At 72.3% G+C, this 17,253-nt stretch carries 18 protein-coding genes; 13 read left to right on the top strand and 5 right to left on the bottom strand.

The window, feature by feature from the left end; genetic code table 11:
- Positions 1-35: 35 nt before the first annotated feature.
- Positions 36-1,244 carry a DUF1015 family protein gene (locus LUW87_RS04690; RefSeq protein WP_232669917.1) on the bottom strand — a complete coding sequence of 403 codons (1,209 nt, stop codon included), beginning with the start codon at positions 1,242-1,244 and terminating at the stop codon, positions 36-38.
- Between the two features lie 129 nt (positions 1,245-1,373).
- Here LUW87_RS04690 and LUW87_RS04685 point away from each other — a divergent pair, with 129 nt between their 5' ends.
- From LUW87_RS04685 to LUW87_RS04635, 11 genes are all read left to right on the top strand, one after another.
- Complete coding sequence (locus tag LUW87_RS04685) at positions 1,374-2,192, top strand: HAD-IIA family hydrolase (protein WP_232669916.1); 819 nt, start codon at positions 1,374-1,376, stop codon at positions 2,190-2,192.
- Between the two features lie 75 nt (positions 2,193-2,267).
- Positions 2,268-2,876: a phasin family protein gene (locus tag LUW87_RS04680; RefSeq protein ID WP_232669915.1), complete on the top strand. Its 609-nt coding sequence runs from the start codon at positions 2,268-2,270 to the stop codon at positions 2,874-2,876.
- 16 nt (positions 2,877-2,892) lie between these two features.
- Positions 2,893-3,756 carry a TlyA family RNA methyltransferase gene (locus tag LUW87_RS04675; protein ID WP_430300530.1) on the top strand — a complete coding sequence of 288 codons (864 nt, stop codon included), beginning with the start codon at positions 2,893-2,895 and terminating at the stop codon, positions 3,754-3,756.
- A 3-nt stretch (positions 3,757-3,759) separates the two neighbouring features.
- Entirely contained in the window at positions 3,760-4,614 is an 855-nt protein-coding gene (locus LUW87_RS04670) for an NAD(+)/NADH kinase (RefSeq protein ID WP_232669913.1), read from the top strand.
- The gene (gene recN / locus LUW87_RS04665) at positions 4,614-6,236 is read left to right on the top strand and encodes a DNA repair protein RecN (RefSeq protein ID WP_232669912.1); all 1,623 of its coding nucleotides are present in this window, start codon (positions 4,614-4,616) and stop codon (positions 6,234-6,236) included. The genes LUW87_RS04670 and recN overlap by 1 nt, the downstream gene beginning before the upstream one ends.
- Before the next feature lie 43 nt (positions 6,237-6,279).
- Positions 6,280-7,947, top strand: a complete 1,668-nt coding sequence (pyrG, locus tag LUW87_RS04660) for a CTP synthase (RefSeq protein WP_232669911.1) — start codon at positions 6,280-6,282, stop codon at positions 7,945-7,947.
- A gap of 1 nt (position 7,948) precedes the next feature.
- Complete coding sequence (locus tag LUW87_RS04655; protein ID WP_232669910.1) at positions 7,949-8,545, top strand: NUDIX domain-containing protein; 597 nt, start codon at positions 7,949-7,951, stop codon at positions 8,543-8,545.
- Positions 8,521-9,519: a site-specific tyrosine recombinase gene (locus LUW87_RS04650; RefSeq protein WP_232669909.1), complete on the top strand. Its 999-nt coding sequence runs from the start codon at positions 8,521-8,523 to the stop codon at positions 9,517-9,519. Before LUW87_RS04655 ends, LUW87_RS04650 begins: the two co-directional genes overlap by 25 nt.
- A gap of 68 nt (positions 9,520-9,587) precedes the next feature.
- Complete coding sequence (locus LUW87_RS04645) at positions 9,588-9,959, top strand: TraR/DksA family transcriptional regulator (RefSeq protein WP_232669908.1); 372 nt, start codon at positions 9,588-9,590, stop codon at positions 9,957-9,959.
- A gap of 75 nt (positions 9,960-10,034) precedes the next feature.
- On the top strand, positions 10,035-10,559 hold the full coding sequence (locus LUW87_RS04640; protein ID WP_232669907.1) for a hypothetical protein: 525 nt from the start codon (positions 10,035-10,037) through the stop codon (positions 10,557-10,559).
- A 69-nt stretch (positions 10,560-10,628) separates the two neighbouring features.
- Positions 10,629-11,213 carry a hypothetical protein gene (locus LUW87_RS04635; protein ID WP_232669906.1) on the top strand — a complete coding sequence of 195 codons (585 nt, stop codon included), beginning with the start codon at positions 10,629-10,631 and terminating at the stop codon, positions 11,211-11,213.
- A 35-nt stretch (positions 11,214-11,248) separates the two neighbouring features.
- On the opposite strand, the gene LUW87_RS04630 is transcribed toward LUW87_RS04635, so the two are convergent.
- The 4 genes from LUW87_RS04630 to LUW87_RS04615 all read right to left on the bottom strand — a co-directional run bounded on the left by LUW87_RS04630 (position 11,249) and on the right by LUW87_RS04615 (position 15,699).
- On the bottom strand, positions 11,249-13,426 hold the full coding sequence (locus LUW87_RS04630; protein ID WP_232669905.1) for a glutamine synthetase III family protein: 2,178 nt from the start codon (positions 13,424-13,426) through the stop codon (positions 11,249-11,251).
- A 138-nt stretch (positions 13,427-13,564) separates the two neighbouring features.
- Positions 13,565-13,876 carry a DUF4235 domain-containing protein gene (locus tag LUW87_RS04625; protein WP_232669904.1) on the bottom strand — a complete coding sequence of 104 codons (312 nt, stop codon included), beginning with the start codon at positions 13,874-13,876 and terminating at the stop codon, positions 13,565-13,567.
- A 91-nt stretch (positions 13,877-13,967) separates the two neighbouring features.
- The gene (gene trpS / locus LUW87_RS04620) at positions 13,968-14,951 is read right to left on the bottom strand and encodes a tryptophan--tRNA ligase (RefSeq protein ID WP_232669903.1); all 984 of its coding nucleotides are present in this window, start codon (positions 14,949-14,951) and stop codon (positions 13,968-13,970) included.
- Positions 14,952-15,060: 109 nt separating this feature from the next.
- Complete coding sequence (locus LUW87_RS04615) at positions 15,061-15,699, bottom strand: hypothetical protein (RefSeq protein ID WP_232669902.1); 639 nt, start codon at positions 15,697-15,699, stop codon at positions 15,061-15,063.
- 96 nt (positions 15,700-15,795) lie between these two features.
- Between LUW87_RS04615 and LUW87_RS04610 the strand changes: the two genes are divergently transcribed.
- Together LUW87_RS04610 and scpB are read left to right on the top strand one after the other, a co-directional pair.
- Positions 15,796-16,575: a segregation and condensation protein A gene (locus LUW87_RS04610; protein WP_232669901.1), complete on the top strand. Its 780-nt coding sequence runs from the start codon at positions 15,796-15,798 to the stop codon at positions 16,573-16,575.
- 3 nt (positions 16,576-16,578) lie between these two features.
- On the top strand, positions 16,579-17,250 hold the full coding sequence (scpB, locus tag LUW87_RS04605; RefSeq protein WP_232669900.1) for an SMC-Scp complex subunit ScpB: 672 nt from the start codon (positions 16,579-16,581) through the stop codon (positions 17,248-17,250).
- Positions 17,251-17,253: the final 3 nt, after the last annotated feature.

Below are 17,253 nucleotides of genomic sequence, written 5' to 3'. Positions count from 1 at the left end.
GCGTGCGGCCCCGACACGTGCCGGCGGCGGGCGGGCTAGTGCAGGTCGCGGAAGACGATGCCCGTGCGGGGCTTGGGATAGAAGAACGTGGTCTTGGGAGGCATGCGCTCGCCGCCGTGGGCGATGTCGACGATCTGGGCGACCGTCGCCGGGCGCAGCAGCACGCCCGCCTGGGCTTCGCCTCGGGCGATGCAGCCCCGGATGTTGTCGACGCCGTGCTGGTAGACGACGGTGGGGGAGGGCAGGGCGGCCAGCGCCACGTCGAGACGGCTGGAGTCGAGGTCGCGTGCGGAGGCCATGGCCTCGGGCCGGGGTCGGGCCAACCAGTCGCCATCGGGGGTGATCAGGGCCAGACCGCCCTCGGCCTGGAGGCGAGCGACGGTGCCGGCACCGGTGAGGTCGATGGGGCTGAGCTCGAAGAAGGGGGCCAGGGCCCCCGGGAGGTCGAAGCCGTCGGGGAGCCCGGAGAGGAGCCGGTGGATGGGTCCGACGGCAAGCTCGTCGTCGACCAGCTCCACCATGAAGCACATGACCGCCTCGGCCGCGCCGACACCCGGTCCGCCGTCGTCGGCCGCGACGCGCCGCTCGCCGAGGTAGGCCAGCGAGGTCTCGTAGCGGTGGTGGCCGTCGGCGATCACGACCGGGTGGGCGGTGACGGCCGTGCTGATGGCGGTCAGGCGATCCGGGTCGGTGATCGTCCAGACCGAGTGGGTGACCCCGGTGTCGTCGGTGAAGTGGATCGACGGCGCCTCGTCGCAATGGAGCAGGTCGGTGAGGCCCGGTGCCGGGGACAGACCCCAGACCGCGGACAGGTTGGCGGTGGTGGTCCGCAGCAGGTCGAGGCGGTCGGTCTTGGCCTTGGGTGTCGTGAACTCGTGCGGCAGGATGCCGTCGTCGCCGGGCGGCGAGAGGGCGAGGGCCCCGACGACACCGGTGGTGTGGCGGGCGTGGCCGTCGTCGTCGACGAGTTCCATGCGGTACACGGTGAACGAGGGCCCGGCGTCGGTGACCAGGGTGCCGTCGGTCTGCCAGGCGGCCCACAGTGCGGCCGCCTGGGCATAGGGGTCGGCGCCCGAGTCGTCGGGGACGGGCAGGTCGATGCGCACGACGTTGCGAGGGTCGGCGGCCACTAGCTGCTCGCGATCGCTCGGGGAGATGACGTCGTACGGGGGGGCCGTCACCGCGGCCGGATCGGCGCGGGCGACGTCGTAGCGGATGCCGGGAAAGGGCTCGAAGCGGGGCACCGCCTAGTCCTACCAGACCGGCCACCCCGCCGGGTCCGGCGGTCGAGCCCGCTCGGTACGGTCGGGCCGTGGGCGGCGCTCGGCCGGGGGATGGACGGGCGACGGCTCCGCGGCGGCGATACTCACGCCATGGCCTGGGTCTTCGATCTCGACGGCGTCATCTGGCTCGGCGCCGAGCCCATCCCCGGTGCGGCCGAGGCCGTGACGGAGGTGGTGCGCTCCGGTGCAGGGGTGGCCTTCGTCACCAACAACTCCTTCGGACGTCGGGTCGACGTCGAGGACAAGCTGGCCCGGCAGGGCATCGAGGCCCACGGCTCGGTGGTGACGTCGGCGATGGCCGTGGCGTCGCTCGTGGCCCCGGCCGAGCGGGTCCTGGCCTGCGGAGGCCCGGGCCTGCGTGAGGAGCTCGCGGGGCGCGGCGCCGACGTCGTCGACGCGGCGACGCTGGTGGCCTCGGTCGCCCGGCCCGGCCCGAAGGGGGTCATCGAGGCGGTGACGGCGACCGGACCGTTCGACGCGGTCGTGGTGGGCTACCACCGAGACTTCGACTACCACCGGATGACGGCGGCGGCCTGGGCGGTGCGCGGCGGTGCCCGGCTCCTGGCCAGCAACGACGACGCCACCTATCCCACGCCGGATGGGCCGATCCCCGGGGGCGGATCGATCCTCGCCGGCATCGCCACCGCGGCCGGGGTGGCGCCCGTGGTGGCGGGCAAGCCCCACGATCCCATCGCCGACCTGGTGCGCCATCGCCTCGGTCCGGACGGGATCGTGGTGGGGGACCGACCCGACACCGACGGGTGGTTCGCCCGCACGCTCGGCTACCGCTTCGGGCTGGTCCTCTCGGGGGTGACGACCGCGGCCGACCTCCCGGTACGACCCACCCCTGATCACGTGGCGGCCGACCTGGCGGCGTTGGTCAGGGACATCTCCGACGCCGAGCGGTAGCCTCCTGGCGGGCTCTCGAGGTGGGCGTCCGCCCGTCTTCGACGAGGTGTCCCGAGCCAGCCACGAGGAGTGATCATGGCCAAGCAGGACCCGATCTCCAGGGCGATCGATGTCGGCAGGGACGTCACCGAGAAGGGCCAGAAGCGGGTGGAGGGTCTGCTCCGCGACGTGTCGCAGGCGACCGACCGCCAGTCCAAGCAGGTCACCAAGGCGGTCGACGATCTCGTCCGCGACGTGACCAAGACGACCGACCGCCAGACCAAGCAGCTGGCCAAGCTGGTCGACGACCAGTCGAAGACGCTGGCCAAGGCGGTCGACGAGGTGCGCGACCGCAGCCGCGAGAACACCGAGCGGGTGGGCGAGGTGGTCGAGACCCAGGTGCGCAACCAGCTCAACGCCATGGGACTGGCGACGCGGGCCGACGTCGATCGCCTGGAGAAGAAGGTCGACGCCCTGGCGGCCGAGGTCCGCAAGCTGGCCAAGGCCTCGGCCAAGGCGTCCACCGCCAAGACGTCGAAGAAGGCGGCCAAGAAGGCCGCCAAGAAGGCCGCCAAGAAGGCGTCGAAGAAGCCGACCGGCAAGCCCACGAAGAAGGGCGCGGCGTCCGGCGGTGACGGTGACGTCGCGGTGACCGAGCCGGCGGCGCTGGCCGCGTCCGAACGCCGGAGTGGGTCGTCCAGCTGACCTCCTCGAGGTGGTCGTGAGCACCCGGCGGCGCCTCGATGCCGAGATGGTCCGGCGAGGCCTGGCGGCCAGTCGCGAGCGGGCCCGAGCCGAGATCGAAGCCGGTCGCGTGACGGTCGGCGGTGCTCCGGCGGTCAAGGCGGCGCGCCTGGTCGGTGCCGGCGAAGCGGTCGTGGTGCACGGCCCCGGCCCACGCTACGTCAGCCGGGCGGGGGAGAAGCTGGCGGGCGCGGTCGACCGCTTCGACCTCGCCGACGTCGTGTCCGGGGCGCGGGTGCTCGACGCGGGCGCCTCCACCGGGGGGTTCACGGACTGCGTCCTCCAGCACGGGGCCAAGGAGGTCGTGGCCGTCGACGTCGGCCACAACCAGTTGCACGAGCGGCTCCGGGCCGACCCCCGGGTGCACAACCTCGAGCGCACCAACCTGCGCATCCTCGACCCGGCGGTCGTGGGCGAGCCCGTCGACGTGGCGGTCGGCGACCTGTCCTTCATCTCCTTGCGACTGGTGCTCGACCCCATCTTCGCCGTGGTGCGACCGGGTGGTGCGTACGTGCTGTTGGTCAAGCCGCAGTTCGAGGCCGGGCGAGCCGAGGCGAACCGTGGGCGAGGGGTCATCTCGGACCCGCTCGTGTGGCGACGGGTGCTCGACGAGGTCGCCGGCGCCCTCATCGATCGTGGCGCGACCATCATGGGGGCGATGGCCTCTCCGCTCACCGGTGCCGACGGCAACGTCGAGTTCGTGGTCGCCGGCCGCGCCCCCGGCGCCGGTGCCGACGCGTCGCTGGCCGGTCGGGCGCCGGTGGCGGGCACCGCGCTGGGCGAGGTCCTCGACGCCGCCGTCGGCGAGGCCGTGGCCGCGCCCGCCGAAGGGAGCGGCTGAACCGTGGCCGTCGTCGCCGTCGTCGTGCACCACGATCGCCCCCGGGCGGCAGAGGTCGCGGCGACCACCATCGACTGGCTCCGGGGTCTCGGTCACGACGTGCGGGTGCCGACCGAGGACGCCGACCGCATCGGCCGCCCCGAGCTGGCGGTCGACGACCGCGACCTCGCCGCGGGTGCCGACGTGGCCCTGAGCCTCGGGGGGGACGGGACGATGCTGCGCACGGTCTCGCTCGTGGCCCGCTCCGACGTCCCCGTCGTGGGGGTGAACTTCGGGCACCTCGGCTACCTCACCGACGTCGAGCCCGACGGCGTGCAGGCGGCACTCGAGCGGGTGCTCGCCGGCGACTTCCGGGTGGAGCACCGCATGCTGTTGGCGGCGACGGTGCGCCAGGCCGGCGAGCCGGTTCGCGAAGTCGTCGCCCTCAACGAGGTCGTGCTCGAGAAGACGACGAGCGGCCACACCGTGCGCATCGACGTCGAGCTCGACCGCGCCCGCTTCACCCCCTACGCCGCCGACGCGCTGATCGTGGCCACCCCCACCGGTTCCACCGCCTATGCCTTCTCGGCCCGCGGGCCCATCGTCGATCCCACCCACCGGGCGCTGCTGTTGACCCCGGTGTCGCCCCACATGCTCTTCGACCGCACGCTGGTGCTCGACGACGACGCCGTCGTCGGCCTCACCGTCGGCGAACCGCGATCCGCCGCCCTCGTCGTCGACGGGCACAGCCTCTGCGAGTTGGCTCCGGGGGACACCGTCACCTGCCGGGCGGCGGGGCACACCGCCCGCCTGGTGGTGTTCGGGCCGCGTGACTTCCACGCCATCCTCAAGGCCAAGTTCGGCCTGGCGGACCGCTGATGCTGCTGGAGCTGCGGGTCAGCGATCTGGGCGTCATCGACGAGCTCTCGCTCGTCCTCGGGTCGGGCATGACGGCGGTGACGGGCGAGACCGGAGCGGGCAAGACGCTGGTGGTGACCGCCATCGAGCTGTTGGTGGGCGGCCGGGCCGAGACGACGATGGTGCGGCCCGGAGCCAGCGAGGCCGTGGTCGAGGGTCGCTTCGTCTCCGGCGACGACGAGGTCGTGCTGCGGCGTGTCGTCCCGGCCAAAGGGCGGACCAGGGCCTACGTGGACGGCCGTCTGGCCACCCTGGCCGAGCTGGCCGAGAGGGGCGCGGTCCTCGTGGACCTGCACGGCCAGCACGATCACCAGTCGCTTCTGGCCCCATCGGTGCAACGGCGGGCCCTCGACCGCTTCGCCGGCGTCGATCTCGAGCCGCTCCGTGGCGCCCGCAAGGAGCTGGCTGCGCTCCAGGAGCGCCTGGGCGCCCTCGGAGGCGATGCTCGTGAACGAGCCCGCGAGATCGACCTGCTGCGCTTCCAGGTCGCCGAGCTCGACGCCGCCCGGCTGACCGACCCCGACGAGGAAGCGGTCCTGGCCGCCGACGAGGACCGGCTGGGCGACGCCGTCGCCCATCGTGAGGCGGCGGCGCGAGCCCTGGAGGCGCTCACCGGCGATCGGGGGGCCACCGACGCACTCGGCGAGGCCGTCGCCGCCGTGGCCGATCGTGGACCGTTCGAGGACCTCGATGCCCGTCTCGCCGCCGCCGTCGCCGAGGTCACCGACCTGGCGGTGGAGCTGCGCTCACGCGGCGAGCAGATCGAGGACGACCCCGAGCGACAGGCCACGGTTCGTGAGCGACGCCAGCTGCTGGTCGACCTGAAGCGCAAGTACGGCGACACCCTGGCCGAGGTCATGGCCTGGCGGGACGACGCCGCCGCTCGTCTGGCCGAGCTCGAAGGCCACGACGAGCTGGCCGCCCGGCTCGACGCCGAGGCCGAAGCGGCTCGCCGGGCCCTGGCCGAGGCCGAGGAAGAGGTGGCGGCCGCCCGTCGGGCCGCCGCCCCCGGACTGGCCGCCGCGGTCGAGTCCCAGCTCCCCGACCTGGCCCTCGGCAAGGCTCGGGTCGAGGTCGACGTGTCGGGGCCCGCCGGCCGTGAGGTGACCTTCCGCTTCGCCGCCAACCCCGGCATGGCGCTGCAGCCGCTGGCCAAGGTGGCCTCGGGCGGGGAGTTGGCCCGCGCCATGCTGGCGCTGCGACTCGTGCTCTCCGAGGGGCCGCCCGTGCTGGTGTTCGACGAGGTCGACGCCGGCATCGGTGGGGCGGCGGCGCTGGCCGTGGGGCGCAGCCTGGCGTCGCTCGGGGACGACCATCAGGTCCTGGTCGTCACCCACCTGGCCCAGGTGGCGTCGTGGGCCCACGCCCAGGTCGTGGTGGACAAGGTCGTGCACGGTGACACCACCCGCACGACCGTGGCGCCGGCCCGGGGCGAGGAGAGGGTCACCGAGCTGGCCCGCATGCTCTCGGGCAGCCCTGACTCGGCGACGGCCCGCCAGCACGCCCGCGAGCTCCTCGACGACGTCACCCGGCGGTCGGACGTCACCGCGCCATCACCAGGTCGAGGCACGGGATCGGGCTAGCCTGCGCTCCCGACGTGAACGCCGCCGCCGGGAGGTCTCCTCGATGACCAAGCACATCTTCGTGACCGGTGGCGTGGCTTCGTCGCTGGGCAAGGGGCTCACCGCCTCGTCGCTCGGGCGGCTGCTGAAGAGTCGGGGTCTGCGCATCACCATGCAGAAGCTCGACCCCTACCTCAACGTCGACCCCGGGACGATGAACCCGTTCGAGCACGGCGAGGTCTACGTCACCGACGACGGTGGCGAGACCGACCTCGACCTCGGCCACTACGAGCGCTTCATCGACGAATCGCTCAGCCGGGACTCCAACGCCACGACCGGCTCGATCTACTCGGCGGTGATCGCCGCCGAACGTCGCGGCGACTACCTGGGCAAGACCGTCCAGGTGATCCCCCACATCACCGACGAGATCAAGCGGCGCATCACCCGCCTCGCGGGCGACGACGTCGACGTGGTCATCACCGAGATCGGCGGCACCGTCGGCGACATCGAGATCCTGCCCTTCCTCGAGGCCATCCGGCAGTTCCGCCTCGACGTGGGTCGCGAGAACGTGCTGTACGTCCACGTCACGCTGGTGCCGTTCATCGGGCCGGCCGGCGAGCAGAAGACCAAGCCCACCCAGCACTCCGTCACCGAACTGCGCAGCCGCGGCATCCAGCCCGACGCCATCGTGTGCCGCAGCGAGACGGCCATCTCATCGGAGCTCAAGCGCAAGATCTCGAACCTCTGCGACGTGCCCGTCGATGCCGTGGTCAACGCGGCCGATGCCCGCAGCCTGTACGAGATCCCGCTGATCATGCACGACGAGGGCCTCGACGCCGTCGTGTGCCAGCACTTCGGGTTCACCGAGCTCGACATCGACCTCTCGGAGTGGGAGATCCTGGTCGACCGGGTCGAGAGGGCCTCCACGCCCGTCCGGATCGGGCTCATCGGCAAGTACGTGAGCCTGCCCGACGCCTACCTCTCGGTGGTGGAGGCGCTGAACCACGGTGGCTTCTTCCACGGGGCCAAGGCGGAGGTCGAGTGGATCCAGGCCGAGGACGCCGAGGGGCTGCTCGCGGATGGCCGCCTCCGTGACCTCGACGGCATCGTGATCCCGGGGGGCTTCGGCGAACGAGGCGTCGAGGGCAAGGTGGCGGCGGCCGGCTACGCCCGCGAGCACCAGATCCCCTGCCTGGGCCTGTGCCTCGGCATGCAGGTCATGACCATCGAGTTCGCCCGCAACGTGCTGGGCCTCACCGGCGCCAACTCCAGCGAGTTCGACCCCACCAGCGCCCACCCGGTGATCGACATCATGGACAACCAGCGTGACGTCACCGAGAAGGGCGGCACCATGCGGCTGGGGGCCTACGTGGCCGAGCTCCTGCCCGGCTCCCAGGTCGCCCGCGCCTACGGCCGAGAGGTCGTCTCGGAGCGACATCGGCATCGCTACGAGTTCAACCCGCGGTACCGCAGCCGCTTCGAGGGCAGCGGCTTCGTGTGCTCGGGCACGTCGCCCGACGGTCGGTTGGTCGAGTTCATCGAGCTCGAGGGCCACCCGTTCTGGGTCGGCACCCAGGCCCACCCGGAGTTCAAGAGCCGCCCCGAGCGGCCGGCGCCGCTCTTCCGGGACTTCATCGATGCGGCGCTGGCCCGCGCCGAGGGGCGCAACCCGCACCTTCCCGATCTCGACGCCGAGCCACCGGCCTCGTCGTCGTCGCCCGCCACGGCCTGACGTGGACGACGCGCACGACGCGCACGACGTCGGACCCGGCGGGCCAGCGCCCGGCTTCGCCCACCTCGCCGACGAGGTCCTGCACGAGGGCCATGTGATCTCGCTGGTGATCGGGCGCTATCGGGCCCCGGACGGCTCGACGTTCACACGCGAGATCGTCCGACACCCGGGCGCCGTGTCCGTGGTGGCGTTGCACGACGACGGCACGGTGAGCCTCGTCCGCCAGTACCGCGCCGCCCTCGACCGGGAGCTGCTCGAGATCCCGGCCGGGAAGCGCGACGTGGCCGACGAGCCCCCCGAGGTCACCGCACGCCGGGAGCTGGTCGAGGAGGTCGGCCTCGTGGCGGATCGACTCGAGCCCCTCGCCGAGTTCGTCAACTCGGCGGGATTCAGCGACGAGTACTCCTACGTGTTCCTGGCCACCGGCCTGCGCGGCGTCGACGACGATCGCCAGGGCCTCGAGGAGCAGCACATGACCGTCGAGCGCGTCGCCCTCGCCGACGTCCCCCGCCTGATCGCCGAGCGTCGCTTGATCGACGCCAAGACCGTGATCGGGCTCACCCTCGCTCGTGAGTGGGTGGCCGGGCGGCCCTCGTGACGGCCGGGCGCGAGCCGGTGGAGCCGGCCGTCGAGGACCCGCCGGTACCGCCGCTCCCGCTCGACGTCGAGGAGTTCCTCACCTGGTTGAGCGCCGAGCGGGGCCGATCCGCCAACACCCTCGCCGCCTACCGTCGCGATCTGCGGGCCTTCTGGGCCTGGTCATGGCACCGGGGGCTGGGCCTCGACGCCGTGGGCCCCGGCGAGCTCGACGCCTACGTGGGCCATCTGAGAGGTCGAGGGCTGGCCCCGTCCTCGGTGGCTCGGGCGATGGTGGCGGTGCGCTCCCTCTACCGCTTCCGCACCGAGGAGGGCCTGGCCGACAACGACCCGTCGGCCGCGGTGGAGTCCCCCCGGGTCCCGGCCGGGCTGCCGAAGGCCCTGACCGAGGCCGAGATCGGGGCGTTGCTCGACGCGGTCACGGGCGACGATGCCGTAGCTCGTCGTGATCGGGCCCTCGTGGAGGTGCTCTACGGCACCGGGGCCCGCATCTCCGAGGCATGCGGGCTCCGCCTGGGCGACGTCGACCTCGACGGCTCCCTGGTCCGGCTGTTCGGCAAGGGCGCCAAGGAGCGGGTGGTGCCCCTCGGGCGGATGGCGCGACTGGCCCTGGCCGACTGGTTGGCGCCGGGGGGGCGCCCGGAGATGGCCCCCGAACAGTGGAAGCGGCGAGGCGACGCCGAGGCGGTGTTCCTGAACCAGCGCGGGGGACGGCTCGGGCGCCAGGGGGCCTGGTCCATCGTGCGTGGCCACGGCGATGCCGCCGGTCTGGGCGAGCGTCTCACCCCCCACGTGCTGCGCCACTCGTGCGCGACGCACATGCTCGACCACGGCGCCGACATCCGCGCCGTGCAGGAGCTGCTCGGGCATGCCTCGATCAGCACGACGCAGGTGTACACCCTCATCTCCACCGATCGGCTCTTCGCCGCCTACGACGCCGCTCACCCTCGCGCCCGCCGCGGCGCCCCCTCGTGAGGTCGCTGCCCCCGGCGGCCCGAGCGAACTGACACGGCGGCGAGGCGCGGTCCCGCTACCGTGGTCGGATGACCGACACCGGTGGCACCATGACCCCCGATTCCTCCGGCGAGACGGCGGCTCCTGTCCCCGGCGACGTCCGGGGGGTGCTCGAGGAGACGCGGGCCCAGGTCGAGGTCCAGATCCAGGATCTGGGCGTCGAGGGCGAGAGCGGCATCGTCGACGAGAACTTCGCCGACTCCGCCGCGGTGTCGGCCGAGCAGGGCGAGGCGCAGGCCCTGGCGTCGCGGCTGCGCGAGCAGCTCGACGACGTGGAGAAGGCGTTGGCCCGTCTCGACGACGGCACCTACGGGGCCTGCGAGGTGTGCGGGAACCCCATCGGTGAGGCCCGCCTCGAGGCCATGCCGGCCACGCGGTTCTGCATCGAGCACGCCGGCTGAGCGGTGCGGTCGACGGCCCCGGCGCGCTCCTGAGAGGGAGCGGCCACGCCGGGGCCACGCCAGACTGAGACCCCCATGGCTTCGTCGGTCCACCTCGCCACGCGCTTCTTCACCAGCCTGCGCCCCGGCGGTCCTGCCGCGTCCGAGCGCGAGTGGGTCCGGACCCAGCTCACCGGGGCGGAGTGGGAGCTGTGGTCCAGCCTGTCGGGTCCGGACCGGCGCCATTCGGCGGCCGTCGCCCGGCGGGTGGAACGAGCCCTCGGGGTCGAGGCCACCCGGCCCGTGCTGGCGGCCGCGCTCCTGCACGACGTGGGCAAGCTCGACGCCCGCCTGCGCACCTACGGTCGGGTGGTCGCCACCCTCGCCGGCAAGGCCGTCGGCCGCGATCCGGCGGTGATCCGCGGGTGGTGCAAGGCGGGAGGCTTCACCCGCCGGGTGGGTCTGTACCTGCGCCACCCGGAGCTGGGCGGCGACCGACTGGAGCTGCTCGGCAGCGACCCCCTCACCGTGGCCTGGACCCGCCAGCACCACCTCCCGGCCGAGGAGTGGACCGTGTCCCTGCCCGTGGCCCAGGCCCTCCACGACGCGGACGATGACTGACGGTCGAGTCGCCGGTCGAGCGCCCTCGCCCGGGGTTGCGACGGCAGCCTCGACCCGAGGCACTCCGCCGTGGAGGTGACCGACGGGGTCGACCTGTACTGGATCCCCCTCGGTGCGGGGGCGGGGGGCGGCCTGGTGCGCTGGAGCGGGCGAGCCTACGAGGCCGCGTCGGCGGCTCGGGCCCGCCGCCCCCGCCGCCCCCTGTACCACTCCGCCCTCGAGATCCACGTCGACGGGAACTCGATCAGCGTGGAGGTGGCACCCGTGTGGGTCACCCGCGGCGAGCGAGGGGTGGTGGCCGAGGGTGCGGTCGGAGCGAGGGTCCTGGGGCGCTCGCGACTGTTCCGCTACGAGGTCCGGTGCTGGCCCGGCGGCACGATCCCGGACCTGGCGGCGGCCGTCGGGGGCCCGGTCCGGGTGACCCAGGGCCCACTGCGGGCCCGGCGCGTCGTCGAGGCCGTGCGTGACGCTCCGGCGCTGGTCTGGGGGCGCGACGAACTCGGCGCCGGCGACATGTGGAACTCCAACTCGCTGGTGTCGTGGGCACTCGTCCGCGCCGGCGTCGACGTCAGCGGGCTCCGTCCTCCGGGCGACGGCCGCGCCCCCGGCTGGCAGGCCGGCCTCGTCGCTGCCTCGACGTCTTCCGATCGCTGAGGCGCGAGTCCTCACGCGTCGCCCGTGCGTTCCGGTCAGAGGATGAAGAGCATCTCCTGGTAGGTCGGCAGCGGCCAGAGGTCATCGGCGACCATCGTCTCGAGCAGGTCGGCGGCCTGGCGGATCTCGCCCATGGCCTCGAGGAGGACGTCGCGTGCGTACGTCGCCTCCTCGAGGGACCCCAGCGCGGTGTCGTGGGCCAGCGCCGACTCGAGGGCGGCGATGCCGTCCGTGAGCTGGGCGGCGTGGGCGAGGACGGCATCGAGCAGCGTGGTGTCGACGTCGTAGCCGAGGGCCTTCAGGCTGGCGTGGCCGGCGGCCAGCTCGCCCTGGTAGCGCAGGGCGGCGGGCAGGATGATCGTCTTGGCCACCTCGAGGGAGCTCTTGGCCTCCACGGCCACGCTCAGGTGGTAGTGCTCGAGGTAGACCTCGTAGCGGCTGGCCAGCTCACGCTCGTTCAGCACGCCGTAGCGAGCGAAGAGGTCCCGGACCTCGGGGCTGTCGAGCTCCGGCAGGGCGTCGACGGTGGTGCGCAGGTTCTTCAGCCCTCGTGCCGCCGCTTCCACCTGCCAGTCGTCGGAGTAGCCGTCGCCGTTGAACACCACGCTGCCGTGATCGGTGATGATGCCCTCGAGCACCTTCTGCACCGCCACGTTGAACTCGGCGCCGTCGGCCATCGCCGACTCGATCTCGGTGGCGATGAAGTCGAGCGAATCGGCCATGATCGTGTTGATGGCGACCATCGGACCGGCGATGGACTGCGCCGATCCCGGGGCGCGGAACTCGAAGCGGTTGCCGGTGAAGGCGAAGGGGCTGGTGCGATTGCGGTCGCCCGGGTCCGACGGCAGCTCCGGGAGGGTGTCCACGCCGATGATGAGGGTCCCCTTCTCCCTCGATGCCGTGGCGCCGCCCTTGGCGATCTGGTCGAACACGTCGGCCAGCTGGTCTCCCAGGAAGATGGAGATGATGGCCGGCGGGGCCTCGTTGGCGCCGAGACGGTGGTCGTTGGAGGCCGACGCCACCACGGAGCGCAGCAGACCGCCGTAGAGGTGCACCCCGCGGATGACCGCCGCGCAGAACACGAGGAACTGCGCGTTCTCGTGGGGGGTGTCGCCGGGGTTGAGCAGGTTGCCCTGGGTGGCGTTCCCGAGCGAGAAGTTCACGTGCTTGCCCGAGCCGTTCACGCCGGCGAAGGGCTTCTCGTGCAGCAGGCACTCCATGCCGTACGCCTGGGCCACCTTGCGCAGGGTGACCATGAGGAGCTGTTGGTGGTCGGTGGCGATGTTGGCCTTCTCGAAGACCGGGGCGATCTCGAACTGGCCCGGCGCCACCTCGTTGTGGCGGGTCTTGGCGGGGATGCCGAGCTTGAAGAGCTCCTGTTCGGCTTCGAGCATGAAGGCCAGCACCCGCTCGGGGATGGCACCGAAGTAGTGGTCGTCGAACTCCTGGCCCTTCGGGGACGGGGCGCCGAAGAGGGTTCGACCCGATGCCATCAGGTCGGGGCGGGCGAACAGGAAGTGGCGATCGACCAGGAAGTACTCCTGCTCGGCGCCGGCGAACGACGACACCGTCGAGATCTCGTCGTGGCCGAACAGCGACAGGATCCGCTTGGCCTGGGCGCCCATGGCCTGCTGGGAGCGCAGCAGCGGGGTCTTCTTGTCGAGGGCCTCACCGGTCCAGGAGATGAAGACCGTGGGGATGCACAGCGTGTTCCCGTTGGGGTTCTCCAGGATGTAGGCCGGGCTGGTGACGTCCCATGCGGTGTAGCCGCGCGCCTCGAAGGTCTGGCGCAAGCCGCCGTTCGGGAAGGACGATGCGTCCGGCTCGCCCTGCACGAGGGTCTTGCCGGCGAACTCGGCGATGGAGCCACCGGAGCCGTCGGGTTCGAGGAAGCTGTCGTGCTTCTCGGCGGTGAGGCCGGTGAGCGGGTAGAAGACGTGGGCGTAGTGGGTGGCCCCCTTCTCCAGGGCCCAGTCCTTCATGGCCGAGGCCACGACATCGGCCACGGTGTGGTCGAGCCGGTCCCCGTGCTCGATGGTGGCCAGCACCGACGCGAACACGGTCTTCGGGAGGCGCTTCTGCATCACCGATCGCGAGAACACGTTCTGGCCGAAGATCTCACCGGGAGCGTCGGTGCCGACGGCTCCGCCGTTCGGCGTGACGTACGCGGTCACGGCATCGATCGCCCGTTGCCGGGTGGCCTGTCCAGTCATCGGTCGTTCCCTTCACGCGGTGACATCCCGACCGCGTGCGGCGGAGCGAGACGGACCGGCGTAGAGCCGGCGAGGCAGGACGGTACGGAGGCTGCGTGTCGGGAACGTTTCGGGGGTGAGAACTCCCGATCAGTCCGATCAGTCCGTGGTCATGCCCGGGGGGTCGGTCCTGGTGGCCATCTCCCAACCGGTGGCGGCCAGGCGCTCGCTGACCAACCGCCCGATGCCCACGCCGACGCCGGTGGCGACGGCCCACTGGATGGCTTGCCCCCACGACGCCCGTCGATCAGCCGGGTTCCCCGGGGGCTCGGACGACTTGACGCTCGACCACGCCAGCTCCAGCAGCTTGCGGGTGGCGATGCCACCCACCACCGCACTCAGGGTCGAGACCGCCTTCCACGCCAGCTGGCGCTGGCGGTCGTCGTCTTGCAGGTCGAGGCGTGCTCCCATGCAGGGCCCGTACCCCTCGGGGCCGAGGTCGAGACATGCCCGCGGCGAGGTGTCGACCGGGCGAACGGTCGCCGCCGCCGCTCGCTGGGCGTCAGTGAGGGGCGAGCAGGCCGAGGTTGTGGCGGGCCCGGGCGAGGGTGGGCACTGCCACCTCGCGGGCCTTCGCCGCGCCCTTGGCCAGGAGGGCGGCCGTGCCCTCGGGATCGGCGGCGAGCTCGGCGAAGCGGTCCTGGATGGGGCGCAGCGTCTCGACGACCGCTTCGGCGCAGGCGGCCTTGAGGTCGCCGTAGCGGGTGTAGGTCTCCCCGACGGTGGCGGGGTCCTCGCCGGTGCAGGCCCCGAGGATGGACAACAGGTTGGACACGCCCGGTTTGGCCTCCGGATCGAAGCGGACCTCGGTGTCGTTGTCGGTGACGGCCCGCTTGATCTTCTTGGCCACGCTGTCGAGGGGTTCGAGCACCAGGATCGTGCCCTGGGGCGAGTCCTCCGACTTCGACATCTTGCGGGTCGGCTGCTGCAGGTCCATGACGCGGGCCCCGACCTTGGGGATCGCCGCCTCGGGGACGACGAACGTGTCGCCGTAGCGGTGGTTGAACCGGATGGCCAGGTCGCGGGAGAGCTCGAGGTGCTGGCGCTGGTCGTCGCCCACCGGCACCCGGTCGGTGTCGTAGAGCAAGATGTCGGCTGCCATCAGCGCCGGGTAGGTGAACAACCCCGCCGAGACGAAGTCGGCCCCGTCGCTCTTGTCCTTGAACTGGGTCATGCGGCGCAGCTCGCCGAACGAGGCGGTGCACTCGAGGATCCAGGACAGCTCGGCGTGTTCGGGCACGTGGCTCTGCACGAACAGGGTGGAACGATCCGGGTCGATCCCGATGGCGACGAGGAGCTGGGCCAGCTCGAGGGTGCGCGAGCGCAGCTCGGCGGGGTCCTGGGGGACGGTCAAGGCGTGGAGGTCCACGACGCAGAACACCGTGTCGGCCTCGCCCTGGTCGGCGACCCAGTGGCGCAAGGCGCCCAGGAGGTTGCCGAGCTGGACCGGACCGGTGGGCTTGATGCCCGAGAACACGCGCGTCATGGGGGGCGATGCTACCGACGCCGGTGACGCCCTCCCGAAGGGGTTGCCCGTCGGTCGGGCTCGTGGGCGGGGGCTGCGGACGAGACCGCCCGTCGGGGCCTCGGCGGAGTCAGGGTGCGGAGGTGGAACCGGGAGCGGTGGTGGTGTCGCTCGGGTCGGTGTCGCCCGGGTCGGTGTCGCCCGGGTCGGTGTCGAATGCCACGTCGCAGGCCGCGAACAGCTCGCTGGTCACCGCGCCCAGGTCGACGTCGAGCTGGTCGGGCGTGCCGTCGCCCGACAGGGCCAGGCCCACCAGCAGCAGCGACCGCCGCTCCTGGTCGAGGGCCAGGACCTCTCGCTCGAGGCAGGCCTGCCGCTCGCCGTCGGTGCCGGGGACGCCGGCGCCGGCGCCGGCGGCGATCACCTCGGCGAGGGCCTCCGGCGTGATGCACCCCTCGAGCACGTCCTGGAGGGCTCGGCGGTCGTCCAGCGAGGCGGCCCCACCGATGGACAGGGCGACACTGGACGAAGGGTCGTCCTCGAAACGCCCGAGCAGGCACTGCCGCACATCGGTGCCGAGCCCGAAACCGCCCGCCACGACGTCGGCCGCCTCGGCGGGAGGCGGACCTTCCGGCTCCGACGAGCAGGCGCCGAGGGCTCCGAGCACCACGAGCGCTCCGACGAGGACGCGGCCCCGTAGGCGCCGTCCGGCGGTTCCCGGCGGCGGCGGGGTCGGTCCGGACGGGGCGTGGAGGGCCGATGTGGGCATCGTCCGCGATGGTAGGCGGCGAGACCTCCGGCGGCGACGAGGGGCACCTCCACCGCGGTGCACCGGGCCTCGTCGTGGCGGGCCTATCGTGGGCCGATGCCCTATGAGGTGCAGACCCCCGTGTTCGAGGGTCCCTTCGACCTGCTGCTCCACCTGATCCTGCGCGAGCAGGTCGACCTCTACGAGATCTCGCTGTCGCGCATCATCGACGCCTACCTGGCCGAGCTCGATCGCATGGAGTTCCTCGACCTCGAGGTCACCACCGAGTTCCTCCTCATCGCCGCCACCTTGGTGGAGCTCAAGTGCAAGCGCCTCCTGCCCGAGGACGCCGACGTCGACCTCGACGACGAGTTCGCCCTCTGGGAGGAGCGCGACCTGCTCCTGGCCCGTCTGCTCGACTGCAAGACGTTCAAGGACGCCGCCGCCGTGTTCGCCTCGCTGGCCGACGCTGCGTCGCTCTCGCGACCGAGGACCGCCGGCCCCGACGATCGCTTCCTGGAGCTGACACCGGACCTGTTGGCGGGGATCGACGCCGAGGACCTCAAGGCGGCGTACCTGCGGGCCATGACCCCGAAGCCCAAGCCGGCCGTGAGCGTGGACCACATCCACTCGATCAAGGTCACCGTCACTGATGCCGTGGCCGAGCTCGTCGACGAGCTGCCCCGTGCCGGCCGGGTCACGTTCCGCCACCTCACCGAGAGCCTGGTCGACCGCATCGAGATCGTGGTGCGCTTCCTCGCCGTGCTCGAGCTGTTCAAGCAGGGGTTGGTGGAGCTCGACCAGACGGCCGCGTTCGGCGACATCGACATCGTGTGGCTCGGCTCGCCGGCCATGGCGGTGGCCGACCTCGCCGGCGTCGACACCTACGAGGGCTGAGGGGTGGCCGCGGAGGTGAAGCGGGCCCTGGAGGCGATGGTCATGGTGGCCGACTCGCCGGTGCAGGCCACGGTGCTGGCCCAGATCCTCGACGTGGGCGTCGGCGAGGTCGAGGAGGCCCTGGCCGAGCTGGCCGACGAGTACCGGTCCCAGGAACGGGGCTTCGAGCTGGCCCCGGTGGCCGGAGGGTGGCGCTACCAGAGCCACTCCGATCAGGCGCCCCACGTCGAGCGCTTCGTGCTCGAGGGGCAGACCGCCAAGCTGTCGGCGGCCGCCCTCGAGACGCTCGCCATCGTCGCCTACAAGCAGCCCATCAGCCGGGCCCAGGTCGCCGCCATCCGGGGGGTCAGCGTCGACGGCGTGGTGCGCACCCTCGAGCAGCGCGGCTACATCACCGAGGTGGCCCGCGATCCCGGCCCTGGTCAGGCCGTGCTGTTCGGCACCACGCCGCTGTTCCTCGACAAGCTCGGCCTCAACTCGCTGTCCGACCTCCCGGCGGTGGCTGACTTCGTGCCCGGAGCCGACGTGGTCGAGGCCCTCGAGCACGGGCTGCGCATCGAGGCGGCCGCTCCCGACCCGTCCACGACCGGGCCGAACGGCCCCGGGGCCGATGGCGCAGCGGGTGCGTCGGACGATCGTCCCGTCCTCGGCGATCTCCTCGACGGCGAGAGCTGAGCC

The organism is Rhabdothermincola salaria (assembly GCF_021246445.1).
Lineage (GTDB): Bacteria > Actinomycetota > Acidimicrobiia > Acidimicrobiales > Acidimicrobilacustridaceae > Rhabdothermincola_A > Rhabdothermincola_A salaria.
Note: the sequence above shows the minus strand (reverse complement) of the source record. Positions and strands in the feature narration are given on the sequence as shown.

Excerpts from the sequence above, each read along its gene's own strand:
- LUW87_RS04685 (WP_232669916.1), top strand. The coding sequence starts at position 1,374 with ATGGCCTGGGTCTTCGATCTCGACGGCGTCATCTGGCTCGGCGCCGAG.
- LUW87_RS04680 (WP_232669915.1), top strand. The coding sequence starts at position 2,268 with ATGGCCAAGCAGGACCCGATCTCCAGGGCGATCGATGTCGGCAGGGAC.
- recN (WP_232669912.1), top strand. The coding sequence starts at position 4,614 with ATGCTGCTGGAGCTGCGGGTCAGCGATCTGGGCGTCATCGACGAGCTC.
- pyrG (WP_232669911.1), top strand. The coding sequence starts at position 6,280 with ATGACCAAGCACATCTTCGTGACCGGTGGCGTGGCTTCGTCGCTGGGC.
- LUW87_RS04645 (WP_232669908.1), top strand. The coding sequence starts at position 9,588 with ATGACCGACACCGGTGGCACCATGACCCCCGATTCCTCCGGCGAGACG.
- LUW87_RS04640 (WP_232669907.1), top strand. The coding sequence starts at position 10,035 with ATGGCTTCGTCGGTCCACCTCGCCACGCGCTTCTTCACCAGCCTGCGC.
- LUW87_RS04630 (WP_232669905.1), bottom strand. The coding sequence starts at position 13,426 with ATGACTGGACAGGCCACCCGGCAACGGGCGATCGATGCCGTGACCGCG.
- LUW87_RS04625 (WP_232669904.1), bottom strand. The coding sequence starts at position 13,876 with ATGGGAGCACGCCTCGACCTGCAAGACGACGACCGCCAGCGCCAGCTG.
- trpS (WP_232669903.1), bottom strand. The coding sequence starts at position 14,951 with ATGACGCGCGTGTTCTCGGGCATCAAGCCCACCGGTCCGGTCCAGCTC.
- LUW87_RS04615 (WP_232669902.1), bottom strand. The coding sequence starts at position 15,699 with ATGCCCACATCGGCCCTCCACGCCCCGTCCGGACCGACCCCGCCGCCG.
- LUW87_RS04610 (WP_232669901.1), top strand. The coding sequence starts at position 15,796 with ATGCCCTATGAGGTGCAGACCCCCGTGTTCGAGGGTCCCTTCGACCTG.